Here is an 18,387-nt window from a genome sequence, read left to right as displayed (position 1 = left end):
CTCGTTATGGTATGTTTTCGTTCGCGGTGTTTCCTGTCACTCCAGCAATCACCTTCCCCAATCTCTCCGCCAGCTCCGCCGCTGTGCCCTGCAAGGAGAACGCGCTCTGCTCCTGGCTGTCCATGTTGCGCAGCATGGCCTCACGCCGTTCCAGCTCCTGTTCGCCGATGATTAGAGTGAAGCGGGCTTTCACCCGGTCAGCCTGCTTCATCTGCGCTTTGAGACTGCGGCTGCCGTGCTCGATTGCCGCAGCGAAACCAAGGCGGCGCACAGCGTGAACCAGCGGCAAAGCGAATTCAGCGGCCTGCCCGCCCAATGCGGCGGCGTAGAGATCGGCGCGGGGAACAGCGGTTTTGAATTCTTCCCCGCGCTGCTCCAGCAGCAAAACAAGGCGCTCCATGCCCAAGCCAAAGCCGAGGCCGGGGGTATTTTTTGGCCCGCCCAGCTCCTCAATCAGGCAGTCGTAGCGGCCTCCGCCGCCCACCGCCGACTGTGCGCCCAGCTCGGTGGTGGTGAATTCAAAAGTGGTGCGGACATAATAATCCAAACCGCGCACCATGAAGCGGTTGAGGCTGTAGCGCACGCCTAAGTCGTCCAGGCCGCGCCGCACCGCCGCAAAATGCGCGGCGCAGTCGTCGCAGAGGCTGTCGAGGATGGACGGCGCATTCTGTACGGTCTCTTTGCAGCTCCTGTTTTTGCAGTCCAAGACCCGCAGCGGATTGCTGCCGCATCTGCGCTGGCAGTCTTCACAAAGGCTGCCGCTGCGCTCCTGCACATATTGCACCAATTGGGCGCGAAAGCCGGGGCGGCATTGCGGGCAGCCGATGGAGTTGATTTCCAAGCTGGCCTTCAGCCCCAGCTCGTCAAGGAGCAGCTGGGCCATCGCCATCAGCTCCGCGTCCGCCGCCGGTTCCGCCGCGCCGATAATTTCCGCGTCAATCTGATGAAACTGGCGCAGGCGGCCTTTCTGCGGGCGTTCATGGCGGAACATCGGCCCGATGGTGAAAAGCCGCTGCACCGGCTGCTGCACATGCAGGCCGTGCTCAACATAGGCGCGGGCGATGGAGGCGGTGGCCTCCGGGCGCAGGGTCAGGCCCTTGTCGGCAAAGGTGTACATTTCCTTGTCAACAATGTCCGTGCCTTCGCCGATGGAGCGGGCGAAAAGGCCGGTCGGCTCCAGCAGAGGCAGGCGGATTTCCCGCAGGCCGAAGCGGCGGAAGATGCTGCGGGCAGTCTGCTCAAGCTGCTGCCAGCGGAGGGCCTCGTCGGGCAGAATATCTTTGAAGCCGTTGACGGTTTGAAACTTCACGCGGAACTCCTTGGAAAGCGGGGCGGAATCCGGCTGGGCCGGGCAATGCGGTGAAAAATGAAAATAGTAGCTGTCCGCCGGGGAAAAGTCAAGCCTGCGCCGCCGGATTATGGTAATATAGACAATCCGCGCCAGCGTCTGGCCGCAGGAGGATGCTTGACAAAGGAATCCCGCCGTAGCATTATTGGCACAGGTCTGCACAGTCCCGGCGCATACGCGGCCATCTACGAAGAGCTATTCACTGACAAAAGAATGAAGCTGCCCGAACTGAAAATAGGTTCCCTCACCGCCAGAATCCCGCTGATTCAGGGGGGCATGTCCATCCGCGTGTCCACCTCGGCCTTGGCTGTGCCGGTGGCGGAATGCGGCGGGATCGGCACCATCGGCGGTTCTGGCATTCCGGTGCCGGAATTGCAGGAGGACATCCGCCGCGCCAAGGCGGCGACCACAGGAGTCATCGCGGTCAACATTATGTACGCGATGCGCGATTTTCATGAATTAGTCATGGGTTCCATCGAGGCCGGGGTTGATTTGATCATCACCGGGGCCGGTTTTTCCCGCGACATTTTCCGCATTGGCCGTGAGCACAACGTGCCCATCGTCTCCATTGTCTCCTCGCCCGACTTCGCCAAGCTGGCGGAGAAATTCGGCGCGGCGGCGATCATCGTCGAATCCGCTGAGGCGGGCGGCCATCTCGGCACTGACAAGCCATTGCGGGAAATCTTCCCGGACATCCGCAAGGCGGTGACGAAAGTGCCGCTGATCGCCGCCGGCGGCATCACCAACGGCTTTGAGATGGCCGAAATGATGGATAAATACGGCGCGGACGGGGTGCAGATCGCCTCACGCTTTGTCCTCAGCGAGGAATGCTCGGTCTCCCGCGAATTCAAAGAAACCTACCTCAAGGCGCAAAAAGAGGACATCGTCAACGTGCAGTCGCCGGTGGGCATGACAGGCCGGGCCATCCGCACCGCCTTCATTGACCGGCTGGAGCGCGGCGAAGACCTCGCGCCGGAGAAGTGCAAATTCAAATGCCTGAAAAAATGCAGCTACAAATACTGCATCAATGACCGGCTGATGGCCTCCTGCACTGGCGATGTCGAAAACGGCTTGGTCTTCTCCGGGGCCAACACCTACAAAATGAAGGAAATCCTGCCGGTGCGGGAGATTTTCCGGCAGTTTGTCCGCGACGCGGAATCGGTTTACAAAGAAGGCGGGGAGAGCAAATAAATGAGCGGTGACGCGGCGGAAATCCGGCAGCCAAAAGAGGCACTTGTCATTCCTCCTGAAGAGCATCCTGTCCGCGAAGAGGACATAGACCCGGACGCGCTGGCCATCCTCCGCCGTCTGCGTGACGCAGGCCATGCGGGCTACTTGGTCGGCGGCGGGGTGCGCGATCTCTACATTGGCAAGAAGCCGAAGGATTTTGACATCTCCACTGATGCCCATCCCGGCCAGCTGCGCAAAATATTCCGCAACTCCCGCACCATAGGCCGCCGCTTCCGGCTGGTACAGATATTCTTCCGCGACAACAAGGTCATCGAGGTTTCCACCCTCCGCTCGCAGAGCGAATACGACGAGGACGGTGCGCCGGATCAGGTGCTGCCGTCCAACAACACCTTCGGCACGCTGGAGGAAGATGCCTTCCGCCGCGATCTGACCATCAATTCGCTCTTTTACGAGATCGAAAACAAGACGGTGATTGATTATGTCGGCGGAGTGCAGGATTTGACCGACGGCATCGTCCGGCTGGTCGGCGATCCTGACCGCCGGATCATCCGCGACCCGGTGCGGATGCTGCGTGCTGTGCGCCACGCCGCCCGCGCTGGTTTCACCATTGAGGCGGAGACTTGGGAAGCCATCGTCCGCCACCGCGACAAGCTGGAGCTGTGCCCGCCCTCGCGCCTGCGCGACGAGCTGCTGAAAGACCTGCAAAGCGGCAAAAGCCGCGCTTGGCTGGAGCTGGCTTTGGAAACCGGCATCTTCGCCGTGCTGTTCCCGTCGTACAGCGGCCTGCTCAACGGCCCGGATGGAGCGGAAGTGAAAGCGGAGCTGGCTGCCCTGCTCTCTGCTGCCGACCGGATTTGCAGCGAGGGCGGCAAGTTAGGCAAGGTGCTCTTTGACGACGCGCTGCTTTTCGCCCTGCTCCTCCATCCTTGGGCCAAGCGGCAGTTCGGCCTGCCGCAGCCAGATGCCAAATTGGCCCGCAGGCTGTCCAGCACCGTGCGCGACGGCCTGGACGCGGCCTTTTCACTCCGGCTCAGTCTGCCCCGCGCTGTTTTGGACACCATCACTGTGCTCTTCATCAACAGTTCGGTTTTCCAAGACTGCGCCCGCACCGGCAAGTGGCCGGGCTGGATGAAAAAAAAGAGCTATTTCCACGACTGCTCCCGCTTCGCCGTCTGCCTCAACGAGGCCGAAGGCGGCGCAGAAGCTGACCTCTCGCTCTTTGTTAAAATTCTGCCACCCAGCAGTCGTCCGCCGCAGCCGGCAGCCCCGGTGGCGGCGGACAGGGAAGCCGTCTTCGTCAGTGTGGAAAGCAGCGGCGGCAGAAGTGGCGGCGGCGGCAGCCCGGCCTTCAACGGCAGCCCGGAAGGCGTTTTCGGCCTGCGCAAGGACGGGGTGAATTTACGGCTGTTTTGAAGGCAGGGCAATGACCGAGCCGCAACGTCCGGTGCGGCCCGGCCTGCCTTGCTCCCGCACCGCCCGGCGGTAGGAAAAAAAATCCTGATTGCAGATTGTGCAGATGCCGACAGTCTCAATTTGCGCCGCCGGAACTCCCGCCTCCATGAGCTGCTCCCGGCTGACTGCCCAGAAATCAAAGTGATTTTCCCTGACCTGATGCCGGTGCATGGATGCAGGCAGCTCCTGCCGCCAATTGACGAACTCCGCGCAGCAGGGGCCGAGCGAAGGGCTGATCACCGTCCGCAAGTCCGCCGGATCGCAGCCATACCGTTTCTGCATCAGGCACACCGTCGCGGCGATCATATTCAGCACACTGCCCTTCCAGCCGCTGTGCGCTGCGCCGATGACCTCCCGCACTGGATCGTGGAACAGCACCGCTTGACAGTCAGCCTGCTGAATCAGCAGCCCCACGCCGCGCTGGCTGGTGACGAGGGCATCCGCGCCTTCGTATTCAATATCCTGCCCGACATCCTCTGCCGTCAGCACCCGGTCGCCATGCACCTGCACCGCTGAAACGAGATGCTTGATTCCCAAATGCTGCTTGACGATTTGCCGGTTGGCGGCGACGTGTTCCGGGCTGTCGCCCACGCCATAACTGAGATTCAGGCTGGCGAAGGGCGGTCCGCTCACCCCGCCGAAACGGCTGAACATGCCGTGCGACAGGCCGTTGAACAGAAAGGAGTGGAGACACGTCAGGCTGTTTTGCTGTTCTGTTTTCATTTCGCCGCTGGGCCAGCGTACTCAGGAAATAAAAAAGGAGTCAACGTGATTCACGTCAACTCCTTGAATTTTCTTGGCGCACCTGGCAGGATTCGAACCTGCCACCACCGGATTCGTAGTCCGATGCTCTATCCAGATGAGCTACAGGTGCAGTGCGCATAGTATTTAGCCGAAATTTGCGTTTTGCACAAGCTCTTTTTGTGCACCAGCACGATTTTTTCAAACATCATTTTTTGCCCGCAGCCGCCATGCCTTCATTGCAACCTATGGAACTCCTTGCCCCAGCAGGAGGTTTTCCCGCCTTTGAGGCCGCCCTTGAAGCCGGAGCCGACGCGATTTACGTCGGCGCACCGGGCTTCAATGCCCGCGCCTTGAGCCGCGACTTCACCTTGGCCGAGATCGGCTCGCTGATCGCGCAGGCGCATCAGGCGGGCAGACGGGTTTATCTTGCCATGAACAGTTTGGTCAAGGAAAACGAGCTGTCCGCCGTTCTCGAACTGCTTTCCTGCTTCGAGCAGCTTCGCCCGGATGCCCTGATTATCCAAGATATCGGGCTGCTGCGGCTGGCACGGACGCATTTTTCCAGCCTGCCGCTTCACGCCTCCACCTTGCTGTCTGTACATAACTCCTTGGCGGCGGCAGAGCTGGCCAAACTCGGCTGCTCGCGGGTGGTGCTGGCGCGGGAAATGACGCTTGAGGAAATTGCTGCCGTTCACCGCCAGACTGCTGTCGAACTGGAAGTTTTTGTGCATGGGGCGATGTGTTTCAGTTATTCTGGCCTCTGTCTGTTTTCCAGTCTGCATGGCGGCAAATCCAGTCTGCGCGGCCAGTGCGTGCAGCCCTGCCGCCGCCGTTATGCTTGGCAGCAGACAGGCCGGAGCAATGCGGCATCGGCATCCGGCTATTTTTTTTCGATGAATGATCTCTGCGGGATTGATCTGCTGCCCGCTCTGCGTCACGCTGGAGTACGCTGCCTGAAAATCGAAGGGCGGCTGAAAAGCGCGCAGTACGTGCGCAGCGTGGTTGCTGCCTACCGGCTGGCGTTAGACACGCTGGATGCGCCGGAGACCTTGCGGCAAGAGGCGTTGCGCAAGGCGCACAGCCTCTTGGATGAAGCGATGGGCCGCAAGCGGGCGCAGGGCTATTTTCTTTCTGCTGCGCCGGAAGATGCGGTCAGCCCGGAACAGTCCGGCAGCAGCGGCCTGTTTTTAGGCCAAATCAATGGCGCGGAGCAGGAGCGGGCTGAACACGGAAAAACGCGGCTCACCGTGCGGCTCATCTTGGCCGCTGCGGTCAGCGAGGGCGACCGCCTGCGCCTGCACAATGAAGCCAACGGCGAGCGGCACAGTTTCACCTTGCGCTCGCTGCTGGTTGATGGCCGCAAGCAGAAAAAAGCGCAAGCGGGCCAGCGGGCGCAAATTTCCTTTCTTGCCGAGCAGGTCGGCGCAGCGGTGCGGGGCAGTCTCTTCCGAGTTGATGTTGAGGCGCGTTTGGCTGCCGAACGAAGCGGACGGCAGCGGAGCAAAGAACTGGCAGACACGCGCATTCTGCCCAACCGCAATAAAGTGGCGGGCATCTTGCGGCAATTGGCGTGGAACGCGGAATCACTCCCAACGGAGCATGGCAGGCATGAGCCGCGTCTGCAAGAACATCCCTCTGAACTGCCCTGCTGGGTCATGCTGCGCAGCATCGCCGATCTGCGCGAACGGCTGCCGGTTGCGCCGCAGCGTATCCTGCTTCCGCTTGACCGCGACAATCTGCGGCAATTGGCGCAGGCTGGCTCCCGTGTGAAGCCGCAGCAAACGCGCTTAGTCTGGCAGTTACCGCCAGTTCTGCATGAGGCGGAGCTGGCTTGGGCTAAGGAGCAGGTCACGCGGCTGCGGGCCGCAGGCTGGCGGCACTTTTGCTTGGGCCATTGCAGCCAGATCGGGCTGTTTGCCCCGCCACAGGCCGGTCTGGAGCTGCACGGGCAGTACACCTGCAATCTCCTCAACTCCGCCGCGCTGCATACCGCCTTGTCCCTCGGCGTAAAAAGCGTGCTGTTTTCCGCTGAAACCGAGGCCGCAAATTTGGCCGCCGCAGTTCGCCATTTCCGGCAGCGCAGCCCGCAGATGCAGATTGGAGTTTATGCTTACGGCCATCCGCCCTTGTTCACCTCGCGCTTGGCTGGCCCGCATTTCCGCTGGCAGCAGCTCGCAGTCAGCCCAAAAGAAGAGCGGTTCAGTGTAGAGCGACGGGATGGCCTGACCGTGGCGCGGGCCGTGCAACCTTATTCGCTTCTGCACCGGCGGCAGGAGCTGGCCGCGCTCGGCATTGATTTCTTTCTTCTTGATCTCAGCAGCGGGCCAATCAAAAAGGAGGCTGCGGCAGTGCAGGCTCTGCTGGGCCAGAAAAGCGGACGCAGGGACAAGCAGCCCGTCGTGCTGGCCGGAAATTTCAGTGGGCTGTTGGTTTAGCGGTCAACACCCCTATAATATTATTATTGAGCATCCTCCGGCGACGAATCCGGTGCCGTTGATGACCTGCCGCAATGCCGAAGCCGAACCGGCAAAAAGCCGGTAGTGCGTGGTGTGGAATAGATTGTCGTTCATCTGATGCCCATAAGCCGTCACGCGGACACCAGTCGGCAGATCACGTTGAGTGATTGCCCGAAATGCCGCATCAGGATATGCGTGCCAATACCAGTCGCGCCCGAAATTCCACAAGAACGCAATGACAAAAAGCAATATGCCGATGACAAAAAAATCCTAATTCTGATACAGAGGAGTTTCACGCCGGACAAGGAGTTACGCTGACCTTATTTATCCTGTAATATATATCCTTTCCTGGGTGCGACAGTATCGGGAATGCCACACGATTCGCGCCGTGTTCCGGTCAAGTTTCTGCTTGATTATTTGGCTATCCGCGTTCAGCAAGCAGTGGCTCTCCGCCCTTGAGCAGCATTTCCTCCCACGCATCCCAGACAGACTGATTTTTTGGCAGAATCAGGATGCCTGCCCCGGTTTTTTGATGAACACCTCTTTGCCTTCCAAGCGAAAGGCCTTGGGCAGGCGGACCACTTGGCTGCGGCCATTGGTGAACAATTTCGCGGTTTCCATGTGTAGGCTCCCTTTGGCAGGCAAAGTTAGGTTTTTATCAATTTTCAAATACAAATGTTTGGACAATTCGATTGAATTTATCAATATTTTCAGAAAACAGCATAGGTTCAGCCACGCAATTGATGTAATACATCGCACCAGATTCAAACGTTTGGACAACCAAGCCCCGCGCCTCAACATTTACGTTGCCTGCACTATAACCAGTTGAATATACGCCGTAAATTGCATCGCGATTATCAACCTTAGTCTTTCCGCTATCGAAAAATTTTATATCTGGAAAATTTCCAGACATACTTTTAACGAGGTCGTCAACTGAAATAGAAGCCATGACTATATCATTAGATAAATTCTCCATAATTGGTTTTTTATACACTGTCACATTGCAATTTGCACCGCTCTTACTTACAACTTTAGCTTTAACATTTTGTCCGTCTCCATTTTTTACATGCCAACCGTGAGGATACTTAAATCTAAATTTATATTCGTAATTTCTAAACAATAGATCTTCGTCCTCTTCTGTTGTATTATATACTTGATTCGTCGTTTGCTCGTGCTTAATTCCAATATGCATGACATATAATAAAATTAAAGAGAATATTCCGACCATTAACAATGGTGCCACAAGATTTTCCCATTTTCGTACAACCAACCACTTTAAGCACCACAAAATAAAAACTAATAATAATGGGACAATAAAAGTTATCAGTAATTGTCCAGCTGTAAATCCAATATACCATCCTAAGGTAGCTCCAGTCCATTTCAATATTGGAGGCAACACTCCATTTGTATGGTATTTGAATTGCCAATATGTCACCATTGTAATATTTATAAAAAATATCCCTACAATAATAGCCAATTCTTTTTTCATAGAAAATACCCAATCAAACAAATAAGTGTTCGAAACACAAATCTTGTAACGATTATTCTGTAATATTGCAGGACAGACGAAAAGATTGCAAAATGGCTGATCAGCCAGTTTAAAACGCATAGCTGCCCTTGTCAACAGGAGAAATCCAGCAGCTCAGAATTCTGAGCTGCTGGATTTGGAATCACTCTACAACTCCGCCATTCTCCCCTTCACCCCCGCCCGCTGCTCCAGATTCCATGCCGCCCGGAACAGCACTTCCTCATTGAAATGGCTGGCCTGCATCTGCATTCCAATCGGCAGCCCTTCTGAGGAAAAACCGCAGGGCACGGACAGGCCGGGGATTCCGGCCAGATTAGCGGATATCGTCAGAATGTCCGACAGATACAGGGCGAGCGGGTTGTCCGATTTCTGAGCAAGCGGCCAGGCCGGAGTCGGCGTGACCGGTGAAACCAGCACATCACACTGGGCGAATGCCTTGGCGAAATCCTCGCGGATCAGCGTCCGCACCTGCGAGGCCTTTTTGTAATAGGCATCGTAATATCCGGCAGAAAGCGCGTAGGTGCCGATCAAAATGCGCCGCTTGACCTCATCGCCAAAGCCCTGCGAGCGCGTCTGCCGGTACATGTCAATCAGGCTGTCCGCGTCCTGCGCCCGCTTGCCGTAGCGCACGCCGTCGTAGCGGGCCAAGTTGGAGCTGGCCTCCGCCGGGGCAATCAGATAATACACGGCCACACAGTATTCGGTGTGCGGCAGGGAAACCTCGATGATCTCCGCTCCGGCCTCGCGCAGCATCTCAATCCCAGCGCGGACGCTCCGCTCAACTTCCGCGTCCAGCCCTTCGCCAAAATATTCGCGGGGAACGCCGACCCGAACGCCCTTCATGCCGTCCTGCAAGGCCGCGCTGTAGTCGGGCACAGCGCAGCGGGCCGAGGTGGAGTCGCGCTCATCATGCCCGGCGATGGCCTGCATCAGCAAGGCGCAGTCGGCCACGTCTCTTGTCAGCGGGCCAACCTGATCCAGCGAGGAGGCGAAGGCCACCAAACCATAGCGCGAAACCCGGCCATAAGTCGGCTTCATGCCGACCACGCCGCAGAGCGAGGCGGGCTGGCGGATTGAGCCGCCGGTGTCCGAGCCGAGCGAGGCCAAGCATTCGCAGGCCGCCACCGAGGCCGCCGAACCGCCGCTGGAACCGCCCGCCACATAGCCGAGCTTCCACGGATTCTGCGGAATTTTGTCCTTGTAGGCGCAGTTCTCGTTGGTGGAACCCATCGCAAACTCGTCCATGCTGACCTTGCCGAGAAGCACTGCGTCCGCTGCCAGCAGCTTTTCCACCACGGTGGCGTTGTAGGGCGGGATGAAGCCCTCCAGCATTTTCGAGCCGCAGGTGGTGGGCATGGTCGCGGTGCAGAGCACATCCTTGATGGACAGCGGCAGGCCGCAAAGCATCCCGCCTTGGCCCTGCGCCAGCTTCTTGTCCGCCGCTTCCGCCGCCGCGATAGCCTGATCTTTATGCAGGCTCAGATATGCCCTGACCGTGCCTTCCACTTGGTCAATCCGGGCCAGCACCGATTCCGTGAGGGCCGCAGCGGTGATTTCCCGCGCCGCCAGCTTCTGCTGCGCCTGCCGCAGGGTGAGAGTGTGCAAGTTCATGAGGATGCCAAAAACTGTATTTTGGGGCAGCCAGTGCGAGGTTGCCCTTATGAAAATAATGTCTCCTCCATGCAACATGATGTAGGGGCGAAAAATTTTTCGCCCCTACATTCAGCCCTTCTTGGCCGGAGCCGCCTGCTTTTCTTCCGCCGGAGGCATGGGCAGGATGTAGCCGCGCTGCACTTTGATCCGCACATTGTCGGCAATTTCCAAGGTGACAGCGGTATCAGTCAGGCCGGTGATGGTGCCATGCACCCCGCCGCCCGTCATCACCTTGTCGCCCTTTTGCAGATTGCTGAGAAAATCCTGCTGTTCCTGCGCTTTTTTTTGCTGCGGACGGATGAGCAGAAAATAGAAGACAACAAAAATAAGGATGAGCGGGATGAACTGACCAAAGGACGCGAAACCTCCTGCTGCCGGTGCTGCGGCTGCGCCTCCTTGGGCAAAAGCGACTCCAAACATGAAATTCTCCGAAAAGAAAAAGGTGAAAATGATGCAACTCAGTCGGCAGCTGCAATATGCGCTGCGTAATAGGCGGCACCAAACAGGCCGATGCGTTCATCCTGGATTAAAGAAACCGAAATATGCGCCAGCACGTTCTTTGCTGTCTCAGAACCTTGCAGAAATTCGCTTCTGAATGAATTGTTATCAACCAAGAACGGATTCTTCATGGCGACACCACCGGAGATAAACAATTTTCCGCCAGCGGCTAATGTGGTGAGAACATAATTTCTGCAATCTCTGGCGTAGAACTTGGCAAACCAAAGGGTTGTTTCTGAAGCCGCGTTGATTTCGGCGGCGACCTCGCTGGGTTCCAGTTTTTTTCCAGTGAGAAATTGATGCAGCATGGCAAGTCCTCTGCCGGAGACAACATCATCGCCGACTGGCTGCGCTATGCCGGTTTTCTGAACGATGAAAGCGCGGTATTGCTGCTCGAATTCATCGGCAGTGAAAGGAAATGGAATCTGCCCGGATTCAGAAGGAATATGCGCATAAGCAGATTCGCTGATTTTTTTCAATGTGCCGTGGCCAAGTCCTGTTCCTGCGCCAACAATCGCAATATCATCCTGCGCCTGATCTGCGCTGATTGTCGGCAAGGCGTTTGCTGTTGCTTCTGTCAGGCAGCCATAAGCTTGCGCAGTGAAATCGTTGATGAAGGAAATTTCTGTGTCAGGATAGAGATTCTTCAGACTGGATTTGCTGATTGTCCATTTTATATTTGGGAAAGAGAGCACATCTGCTGGAGTCACCGGGCCGGGAATGGCGAGAACAAATTTGCTGTGCTGATGCACGTCAAAGTGGCTGCCTTGTTCTTTCAGCGCGTTCAGTAGTTCCTCGAAGGGGAAGAAATAATTTGTTCTGACGGCCGCTGCGCTTTCAAGGAGAAGATTGTTGCCTTTCTGCTGAAAACAGGCAAACCTGCTGTTTGTTCCGCCGATGTCGCAAACTAGCATAGTTGGCTCCAGTTTTCGAGCTTCAAACCTTCAATTTTCTGAAAATGCCGGATGTTGTTTGTAACCAAAATCAAATTGTGTGCCAAAGCTGTAGATGCAATCACGAGATCAAAATCATCAACGGGCTGCCCTGTTGCCTCCAACTGCGCTTTCAGCATTCCAAAGGATTCAACAATTTACTCGCCAGCCTGAATCACCTTCAAGGTTTTCTCAATCGTCTTCACTTTGGCCAAGTTGCTCTCAACTCGTTGCGACTTGTACGCGCCGTAATACAGTTCCATCAAGGAAATAACGCTGATGCAAAGACTGTCATTGCGGCGTATCTGAAGATTTTACTGAACAACATGATTCCCCTTGAGACTGTAGATGATGATATTTGTATCAAGCAGGTACATCAGAATCCTTCAGAACATCTTTGCGAATTCCGCCTGCTGCTCTTAATTTCATTGATGATTTCATCAGCATCTCTTTCATCCTGCCAAGAACCAGCCAGCTCCAGCAAGACTTCCGCAGGCGAGGAAGCCTTCTTAAGCTGCTTCTCTTTTGCAAAATATTCTTTGAGAACATGCACAATCTGCTGGCTGACTGAACGGCTCTCGGATTCCGCTGCTCTCTGAATTTGCTCATAAAACAGAGCGTCAATTCCTTCAATATGAAGCGTTGCCATTTGTTATTCCTCGCAGGACATGCGCTGCGCATAAAACTCTTTCCGCCACTCCACAAACCGATCTTCCGCAATTGCTTGGCGCATTTCCGCCATCAGCGAGCAGTAATAATGCAGATTGTGAATGCTGTTGAGCTGATACGCCAAAATCTCGCGGCACTGGAATAGGTGGCGCAGATAGGCGCGGGAGTAGTTGCGGCAGGTGTAGCAGCCGCACCGCTCGTCCACCGGCCCCTGATCCTCCCGATAGCAACTGTTTTTTATAACAACTCTGCCGCTTGAAGTAAAGAGCATTCCATTGCGGGCGTTGCGGGTCGGCATCACGCAGTCGAACATGTCCACGCCCCGGAACACGCCCTCGACTAAATCCTCCGGCGTGCCCACGCCCATCAGGTACTTGGGATGACTGTGCAGCAGGAGGTGGACGGTAGCGTCCAGCATCGCGTGCATCTGCTCCTTGGGTTCGCCAACCGACAGCCCGCCAAGGGCGTAGCCATCGAAGCCGATCTCGATCAGCTCTTCCGCCGACTGCCGCCGCAGCTCAGAATACATGCCGCCTTGCACGATGCCGAAAAGCAGCTGGCCAGTGGCGGACTGCGCGGTGCGGCAGCGTTTGGCCCAGCGCGAGGTGAGGGCGGTGGCCTTGGCCGCTTCGTCAAAAGTCGCCGGATAGGGAATGCAGGTGTCTAAAACCATCATGATGTCCGAGCCGAGAGCTTCCTGCACCTCCACGGCCTTTTCCGGGCTGAGAAAGAGCTTGCTGCCGTCCACATGCGAGCGGAACTCCGCGCCCGCTTCGGTGATCTTGGCCAGCTCTTTCAGGCTGAAAATCTGAAAGCCGCCGGAATCGGTAAGAATAGGCCTGTCCCAGTGCATGAATTTGTGCAGTCCGCCGAAAACGTTGCGGATCAGCTCATGGCCGGGCCGAATGAAGAGGTGATAGGTGTTGCCAAGAATGATCTGCGCCCCCAGCTCCTTCAAATTTTCCGGGGTGACGGATTTGACCGAAGCCAGCGTGCCTACCGGCATGAAGACCGGGGTCTCGAAGGTTCCATGCAGGGTTGCGAGGTGGCCGCAGCGGGCCGGGCATTGGGAAGACTGGTGCAGCAGAGTGAATGGAGAGGATGGCGGCATTCTGGCAAAAAAGGAAAAAATACCTGAGCAGGGCAGGGGAAAAACAGCAAGGCCCCCGTTGCCGGAGGCCTTCTTTTGTTCGTTTGCGTTATACCTGAAACCAGAAAAAGAAACAACGCAAAAGCGCAGGTTGGCTCACTGGGCGGTATTCTGCTCCTCGCAGGAGTTGGTGATGTAGCCGCCGCAGCCTTTATAGCAATAACGGAACTCGTTTTCGCATTGCTCCACGTCCGGCGAGCTGCACTCATTGTTCTGCACGCTGTTGTAGCAGTTGGTCGCGCCTGATGCGACGCAGCGGCCAAATTCCAGCCGGGCCATCCGGTTGTAATGCTCGCAGGTTTCCTGCTTCAGCTTCTGATCTTCAACGCATTTGCTCCGCACCCGGTAGCATGTTCTGATGCACTCATCTCCGTCATACGTTCCTGGAGGGGAGAAGGTATAGACCGGGGTGCAGGGTTCCTGGGTATCCGGGGTTGTTGAGCCAAAGCAGCCGTCAGCCCCGCCGCAGTCAATTTTTCCGCAGCCGCTCAAGGCCAGCAAGACCAAGGCGGACGCTGCCAGTCCAAACACATGCCGCTTTCCTGCGCAGTTGAACATCTTCATCCTCTTTTCCTCCGTGTTTTAGTTGTTGAACAGCCGCTGCGCCGCCTTGCGCGGGCAGCCGGTCGCGCCGGAACGTTCCGGCGGCTTGTGGTGCTTTTTACATAAGATGCTTCTTGGTCAAGTCATGCAAACAGGCGCAGGTTTCCTTCACGACCTGCACGCAGTGCTTGCGGCGGCTGTCCGGGTCGGTGCGGAAGCGTTTCACCGCCTCGGCATCCTGCCAGTCCAGCCGGGCGATGTCCGAGCAGCTCATCCCGCCGTATTCGCTGGTTATCTTGCCGAATTCCTTGATCAGCTCCTTGCCGATCCGCCCCATTGCCTGATGATTCTCACCATTCGGCGAGGTCTTGCCCAAGGCAAAGCCGACCGCCGCCAGTGCCCCGGTGAGCGCACCGCAAGCCTGCCCGCTGCCGAGCATCCCGGAGGCGAAAGGGGCCATCGCCGCTGTCAGCTCCTGTGGCGGCGGCTCCTCGCGAAACAAGCCCGCGCAGGCGCATAACACCGCTTGGCTGCAATGGAAGCCTTCTTGGAACAGGTCGGCGGCCTTGGCCGCTGTTTTTTCTCTGCCGTTCATTTTTCCTCTTGCGTTAAAGGTTGAAGTATTATACCATGTCGTTCGTTTGAAACTCAAAGGGGAATTTTCAGGAAGGGATATGGCAGGGTAACGGGCAAAAGGGGTTTATGCAAGGGTGTTTTGGCCAATCCACCATGAAATGGTAGCATGTTAGTTTTACTATAAAGTTGTATGATTTTTCTGGATACCAAAAGAAACAATGATACATCATTTTACAGATTTCAATCTATCAACATTGGAAGCGGAACTAAGATTTAGCAATTTACAGCAGTCTTGCCTAATGCTTTTTTTGAAAAAAATGTAATATTTGCGCTCAATGTTTTAATCGGTGATTATGTAACCATAAAAAACAGCGTTCAATTATGGGATGGATTGCGGATTGAAGATAATGTGTTCATCCGACCAAATGTTACTTTTGCAAATGATAAATTTCCATGCTCGAAGAAATATCCAGATGCCTTCTTGGTTACAACTATCAAAAAAGGAGCTTCGATCGGTGGTGGAGCAGTTATTTTGCCTGTTCAGAGTGAGTGTTTGGCATCTGTTTGTTATTCGTAGTCAAAAACGTGAAGCATTACAAGCTTTGTTAGCTCAACAAGGTATTAAAACACTTATTCATTATCCTATTCCACCACATAAGTAACCAGCCTATCGAGGTTGGTCAACCCAAAGTTATCCGATTACCGAAACCGTTCATGAATAAGTACGTAGTTTGCCTATGAGTCCAGTAATGAGTGATGAACAAGTCCAAATTGTACTTGACGCAGTAAATAGCTTCAAATGACGATAGTCAAAATTTCTATTCTCATTTTTATTGCCACAGCTATAAAGATGCTAACGGCATTCGTAATCAATAAAGCGGTCGCGGTATATATTGGTACTACTGGTTTAGCTTTAATAGGGAAGTCTCAAAATTTTAATCAACTTGTCATGACTATGGCGAAAGGCGCAATCAATAGTGAAGTAACTAAATATGTAGCAAAATACGGCAAAGACATCGAACGTATTCCGATTCTATTTAGCACTGCGGCTAAGATTAGTTTGTTTTCCTCAGTTGTGGTCGGCTTGGGAATTATTCTGTTATCTAATTATGCATCAGTAAATTTTTTTAAAATCAGAAGATTACAGTTATTTTGTATTTTTTGGATTTACAATTATATTCTTCGTTTTCAATAATTTATTACTTTCAATACTCAATGGACTAAAAGAAATAAAAATTTAGGTAATGATTAATATCATCCAAAGTGTATATAGTCTGGTTTTTACCACTTTGCTGGTTATCTTTAGGATTAGATGGCGTACTTATTGCTCTATTAACAAATTAATCTGTTATTTTTTCATTGTGCTGTGGATGTTGAGACATCATCCAGTTATCAAGTGCAAAAATTTTAAACATACATTCGATCAATCAGAAGCAAAAAAGCTGGCTGGCTTTGCTGCTATGGCACTTACTAGTGTAGTTGTTGTACCAGTATCACATTTGATAATTCGTAATTACATTGGTGAGACACTAAGCTGGGAAGATGCTGGATACTAGCAAGCGATTTGTTATATATCAACCATGTATTTAACCGTAGTAACGACACACTTAGTATTTATTATTTATCGAAATTACAGATAAAGCAGATGGCAAGGTTATAAAATAATTATGCGCTATTGCCATAGCGATGTCCATCACAATTTTCATGTTAAAAGATTTTATCTAATGCTTGTTGCTAAAGCTATGACCAAAGTTTTTGTTATAACTAAGTTTTTTAACTTTGTCAATTCTATTTGTGAGTCAATACGGAATAGTAGGTATGAGTTATTCTTTTGCTGCAAACTATACTTTATATTTATTTGTTATGATTTATGTTGCAAAGCACCAGCGGGTTGGTGTGTAAAACTTTTGGTTACCTAGGGTAAACGCATGACTTTTGTCTATGTTCCAAGCATTTAACTGCCCCCATAAAAAGGTAATAGTGATCCGTGAATGATCAATGAAATAAAATACGCTCATTATAATTATGAATAAATATCCAGACAGATGCAGTTAAGTTATCTATGCTTATCGAGAACGACAATGTCTTCCTGGCTGATGTCGACAATCTTTGCTTGAATGTTAAATTGAGCCTTTCGGCATGACTTGTTTTCCGACATGACATCCGTTTATAAGACCTGTTCTTCTTGCTTTGCTTCCGCAAACGTTCCCATTTCGTCAGCCTCTATGAATATTTTCCCTTCTCCTGACATCTGGAAAGCCTGCTTTCGACTTCATCGCGTTTTTTTAACATAGTCCTGGAGCCATCTTTTTGAGATTGAGACTGCTCTTGCAATTTCTGTTTTCTTCTTTCTGGATTTTTAACAAATTGACGCGAGTGGTCCTTGCATGAAAATTTTTCTTCTTTCCATTTGTTATGGAACCGTTTTTTACAATATTCAAAGAGCCGCATTCTTGGCCTTGAACAGCTTTCTTCTCCATAATTTAAAAAAATATAAAAATGATTTCAGTCCGCATCCGCTCCTTGCGGAAAACTGGCGACGGACATCAAAGCAAGACTGAGCCTTTCAGATATTATATTATTTTCACAATATTCACCATCACCCATAAAAAAGGGTAGTCCTTAAGGCGTAGTGACAACCTTGGCTTCTAAGCTGGAAATTTCCGCCGGAATTTGTTATAATTCTGTAAAAATAACCTGTTACCAAGGAGAGCAAAAATGCCATCCATCCATAGCTGCTGCTCTGAGAAGAGCATGGAAAACCGAAATGTTCCTGCAAGGACTGTCGCCGTCAGTTTGTTGAATTCCACAGGAGACATGGAATTGTCGTTGACAAACTGCTTCTTAAAAAAAATTCATCAGCAGGAATTTTGAGAGTCGCAGGGATATCTGAAGTCTGTATCCAGAACTATATAAACAAAAAATATGAACATGTTCCGAAGAGGACAGAAGCTATTTTAAAAAAGCGGTCTGATTCTGCAATGTGATGAAATATGGTCTTTTGTCGGATAAAAAAAGAGAAAAGTCTGGATATGGCTTACGACTGACAGATATTCGAGAAAAATTGCCGGAGCAATATGCAGGAAGCAGGGACAAGGAAGGTGCACTCGACCTTTGAAATTCACTTTCGGAAGCATATAAAGAAATCTTTCCAGCGGAAAGACAAGTCATATCGAACGGTTCAATCTTACTTTGCGGCAGCGAGTTTCACGTCTTGGAAGAAAAACGCTTTCATTTTCTAAAAATATGAAGAATCATATTGGGTGTTTTGAAATTTTATTCATCATTACAATGAAAATATAGCTCCAAATTTAGCCACTACGCCTTGAGGACTACCAAAAAAAATACATCGGGTTTATTCTACTGGTAAGTAGATAACCCAATCCGCCGACCATAACTGAATCAAAAAATTACGGAGGAAACGATGTCGAAAATAATAGTCAGTATAATCGAAGCATTTCTCAACATTACCTGAACCATCTTACTATTCAGCACTTTTTGAAATGAGTAGAGGGTACGTGTTCATGCTAGGGCCTGTTAACACTATTTGATTGCAATCACGATCAGGGCGAAAACGACAAACCCGATGAACATGACATCCAGTTTATCAAACCGGGTGATAATACGGCGGAATCCCTTCAGCCTCC

Annotated in this window: 17 protein-coding genes, 1 tRNA gene and 2 pseudogenes; 6 read left to right on the top strand and 14 right to left on the bottom strand. The window is 52.8% G+C overall.

The features are described 5' to 3' along the window. Window positions 1-4: 4 nt before the first annotated feature. Window positions 5-1,309 carry a histidine--tRNA ligase gene (hisS, locus tag ACNKH6_RS03350; protein WP_417914131.1) on the bottom strand — a complete coding sequence of 435 codons (1,305 nt, stop codon included), beginning with the start codon at window positions 1,307-1,309 and terminating at the stop codon, window positions 5-7. Between the two features lie 252 nt (window positions 1,310-1,561). Here hisS and ACNKH6_RS03345 point away from each other — a divergent pair, with 252 nt between their 5' ends. Both ACNKH6_RS03345 and ACNKH6_RS03340 read left to right on the top strand, forming a co-directional pair. Next, on the top strand, window positions 1,562-2,539 hold the full coding sequence (locus tag ACNKH6_RS03345; RefSeq protein ID WP_417914168.1) for an NAD(P)H-dependent flavin oxidoreductase: 978 nt from the start codon (window positions 1,562-1,564) through the stop codon (window positions 2,537-2,539). Beyond that, window positions 2,540-3,952, top strand: coding sequence for a poly(A) polymerase (locus ACNKH6_RS03340; RefSeq protein ID WP_417914130.1), 1,413 nt, complete (start codon window positions 2,540-2,542; stop codon window positions 3,950-3,952). On the opposite strand, the gene pgeF is transcribed toward ACNKH6_RS03340, so the two are convergent. Both pgeF and ACNKH6_RS03330 read right to left on the bottom strand, forming a co-directional pair. Continuing rightward, window positions 3,938-4,714 carry a peptidoglycan editing factor PgeF gene (gene pgeF, locus ACNKH6_RS03335; protein WP_417914129.1) on the bottom strand — a complete coding sequence of 259 codons (777 nt, stop codon included), beginning with the start codon at window positions 4,712-4,714 and terminating at the stop codon, window positions 3,938-3,940. The two genes, ACNKH6_RS03340 and pgeF, sit on opposite strands and share 15 nt — an antisense overlap. A gap of 74 nt (window positions 4,715-4,788) precedes the next feature. Continuing rightward, a tRNA-Arg gene (locus tag ACNKH6_RS03330) sits at window positions 4,789-4,865 on the bottom strand. A gap of 97 nt (window positions 4,866-4,962) precedes the next feature. Here ACNKH6_RS03330 and ACNKH6_RS03325 point away from each other — a divergent pair. Continuing rightward, on the top strand, window positions 4,963-7,170 hold the full coding sequence (locus ACNKH6_RS03325; protein WP_417914128.1) for a peptidase U32 family protein: 2,208 nt from the start codon (window positions 4,963-4,965) through the stop codon (window positions 7,168-7,170). Between the two features lie 12 nt (window positions 7,171-7,182). Here the strand turns inward: ACNKH6_RS03325 and ACNKH6_RS03320 are convergent, their stop codons facing one another. The 11 genes from ACNKH6_RS03320 to ACNKH6_RS03270 all read right to left on the bottom strand — a co-directional run bounded on the left by ACNKH6_RS03320 (window position 7,183) and on the right by ACNKH6_RS03270 (window position 14,759). Continuing rightward, window positions 7,183-7,305 (bottom strand): hypothetical protein, encoded by a 123-nt coding sequence (locus ACNKH6_RS03320; RefSeq protein WP_417914127.1) that lies wholly within the window; start codon window positions 7,303-7,305, stop codon window positions 7,183-7,185. A 393-nt stretch (window positions 7,306-7,698) separates the two neighbouring features. Continuing rightward, entirely contained in the window at window positions 7,699-7,812 is a 114-nt protein-coding gene (locus tag ACNKH6_RS03315) for an antitoxin (RefSeq protein WP_417914126.1), read from the bottom strand. A gap of 37 nt (window positions 7,813-7,849) precedes the next feature. Beyond that, window positions 7,850-8,800, bottom strand: coding sequence for a PsbP-related protein (locus tag ACNKH6_RS03310; protein WP_417914125.1), 951 nt, complete (start codon window positions 8,798-8,800; stop codon window positions 7,850-7,852). Between the two features lie 66 nt (window positions 8,801-8,866). Further along, entirely contained in the window at window positions 8,867-10,330 is a 1,464-nt protein-coding gene (gene gatA, locus ACNKH6_RS03305) for an Asp-tRNA(Asn)/Glu-tRNA(Gln) amidotransferase subunit GatA (RefSeq protein ID WP_417914124.1), read from the bottom strand. 111 nt (window positions 10,331-10,441) lie between these two features. Beyond that, window positions 10,442-10,792 (bottom strand): preprotein translocase subunit YajC, encoded by a 351-nt coding sequence (yajC, locus tag ACNKH6_RS03300; RefSeq protein WP_417914123.1) that lies wholly within the window; start codon window positions 10,790-10,792, stop codon window positions 10,442-10,444. A gap of 38 nt (window positions 10,793-10,830) precedes the next feature. Next, window positions 10,831-11,784, bottom strand: coding sequence for a glucokinase (locus tag ACNKH6_RS03295; RefSeq protein WP_417914122.1), 954 nt, complete (start codon window positions 11,782-11,784; stop codon window positions 10,831-10,833). Further along, the gene (locus tag ACNKH6_RS03290; RefSeq protein ID WP_417914121.1) at window positions 11,778-11,942 is read right to left on the bottom strand and encodes a hypothetical protein; all 165 of its coding nucleotides are present in this window, start codon (window positions 11,940-11,942) and stop codon (window positions 11,778-11,780) included. Before ACNKH6_RS03290 ends, ACNKH6_RS03295 begins: the two co-directional genes overlap by 7 nt. A 236-nt stretch (window positions 11,943-12,178) precedes the next feature. Beyond that, window positions 12,179-12,451, bottom strand: coding sequence for a hypothetical protein (locus ACNKH6_RS03285; RefSeq protein ID WP_417914120.1), 273 nt, complete (start codon window positions 12,449-12,451; stop codon window positions 12,179-12,181). Window positions 12,452-12,454: 3 nt separating this feature from the next. Further along, a complete protein-coding gene (gene tgt / locus ACNKH6_RS03280) occupies window positions 12,455-13,582 on the bottom strand; it encodes a tRNA guanosine(34) transglycosylase Tgt (RefSeq protein ID WP_417914119.1) in 1,128 nt (375 codons plus the stop codon). Window positions 13,583-13,717: 135 nt separating this feature from the next. After that, the gene (locus tag ACNKH6_RS03275; protein ID WP_417914118.1) at window positions 13,718-14,185 is read right to left on the bottom strand and encodes a hypothetical protein; all 468 of its coding nucleotides are present in this window, start codon (window positions 14,183-14,185) and stop codon (window positions 13,718-13,720) included. Window positions 14,186-14,282: 97 nt separating this feature from the next. Further along, window positions 14,283-14,759, bottom strand: coding sequence for a C-GCAxxG-C-C family protein (locus tag ACNKH6_RS03270; protein WP_417914117.1), 477 nt, complete (start codon window positions 14,757-14,759; stop codon window positions 14,283-14,285). A 199-nt stretch (window positions 14,760-14,958) separates the two neighbouring features. On the opposite strand from ACNKH6_RS03270, the pseudogene ACNKH6_RS03265 reads away from it, so the two are divergent. The 3 genes and pseudogenes from ACNKH6_RS03265 to ACNKH6_RS03255 all read left to right on the top strand — a co-directional run. Next, window positions 14,959-15,278: pseudogene (locus ACNKH6_RS03265) on the top strand (N-acetyltransferase); the annotation flags it as partial. Window positions 15,279-15,539: 261 nt separating this feature from the next. Then, entirely contained in the window at window positions 15,540-15,935 is a 396-nt protein-coding gene (locus tag ACNKH6_RS03260; RefSeq protein ID WP_417914116.1) for a hypothetical protein, read from the top strand. Window positions 15,936-17,902: 1,967 nt separating this feature from the next. Next, window positions 17,903-18,043 (top strand): annotated as a pseudogene (locus ACNKH6_RS03255) (IS1 family transposase); the annotation flags it as partial. Window positions 18,044-18,387: the final 344 nt, after the last annotated feature.

Origin of the sequence: Candidatus Electronema sp. JM, from assembly GCF_048287415.1 — a bacterium.
In the GTDB taxonomy this organism is placed as follows: domain Bacteria; phylum Desulfobacterota; class Desulfobulbia; order Desulfobulbales; family Desulfobulbaceae; genus Electronema.
This window is presented reverse-complemented; position numbering and strand designations above follow the sequence as displayed.

What these genes read in the sequence shown, in the direction of transcription:
- ACNKH6_RS03345 (WP_417914168.1), top strand. Translation starts at nt 1,562, where the DNA reads ATGAAGCTGCCCGAACTGAAAATAGGTTCCCTCACCGCCAGAATCCCG.
- ACNKH6_RS03340 (WP_417914130.1), top strand. Translation starts at nt 2,540, where the DNA reads ATGAGCGGTGACGCGGCGGAAATCCGGCAGCCAAAAGAGGCACTTGTC.
- pgeF (WP_417914129.1), bottom strand. Translation starts at nt 4,714, where the DNA reads ATGAAAACAGAACAGCAAAACAGCCTGACGTGTCTCCACTCCTTTCTG.
- ACNKH6_RS03325 (WP_417914128.1), top strand. Translation starts at nt 4,963, where the DNA reads ATGCCTTCATTGCAACCTATGGAACTCCTTGCCCCAGCAGGAGGTTTT.
- ACNKH6_RS03320 (WP_417914127.1), bottom strand. Translation starts at nt 7,305, where the DNA reads ATGAACGACAATCTATTCCACACCACGCACTACCGGCTTTTTGCCGGT.
- ACNKH6_RS03315 (WP_417914126.1), bottom strand. Translation starts at nt 7,812, where the DNA reads ATGGAAACCGCGAAATTGTTCACCAATGGCCGCAGCCAAGTGGTCCGC.
- ACNKH6_RS03310 (WP_417914125.1), bottom strand. Translation starts at nt 8,800, where the DNA reads ATGCGTTTTAAACTGGCTGATCAGCCATTTTGCAATCTTTTCGTCTGT.
- gatA (WP_417914124.1), bottom strand. Translation starts at nt 10,330, where the DNA reads ATGAACTTGCACACTCTCACCCTGCGGCAGGCGCAGCAGAAGCTGGCG.
- yajC (WP_417914123.1), bottom strand. Translation starts at nt 10,792, where the DNA reads ATGTTTGGAGTCGCTTTTGCCCAAGGAGGCGCAGCCGCAGCACCGGCA.
- ACNKH6_RS03295 (WP_417914122.1), bottom strand. Translation starts at nt 11,784, where the DNA reads ATGCTAGTTTGCGACATCGGCGGAACAAACAGCAGGTTTGCCTGTTTT.
- ACNKH6_RS03290 (WP_417914121.1), bottom strand. Translation starts at nt 11,942, where the DNA reads ATGCTGAAAGCGCAGTTGGAGGCAACAGGGCAGCCCGTTGATGATTTT.
- ACNKH6_RS03285 (WP_417914120.1), bottom strand. Translation starts at nt 12,451, where the DNA reads ATGGCAACGCTTCATATTGAAGGAATTGACGCTCTGTTTTATGAGCAA.
- tgt (WP_417914119.1), bottom strand. Translation starts at nt 13,582, where the DNA reads ATGCCGCCATCCTCTCCATTCACTCTGCTGCACCAGTCTTCCCAATGC.
- ACNKH6_RS03275 (WP_417914118.1), bottom strand. Translation starts at nt 14,185, where the DNA reads ATGAAGATGTTCAACTGCGCAGGAAAGCGGCATGTGTTTGGACTGGCA.
- ACNKH6_RS03270 (WP_417914117.1), bottom strand. Translation starts at nt 14,759, where the DNA reads ATGAACGGCAGAGAAAAAACAGCGGCCAAGGCCGCCGACCTGTTCCAA.
- ACNKH6_RS03260 (WP_417914116.1), top strand. Translation starts at nt 15,540, where the DNA reads ATGACGATAGTCAAAATTTCTATTCTCATTTTTATTGCCACAGCTATA.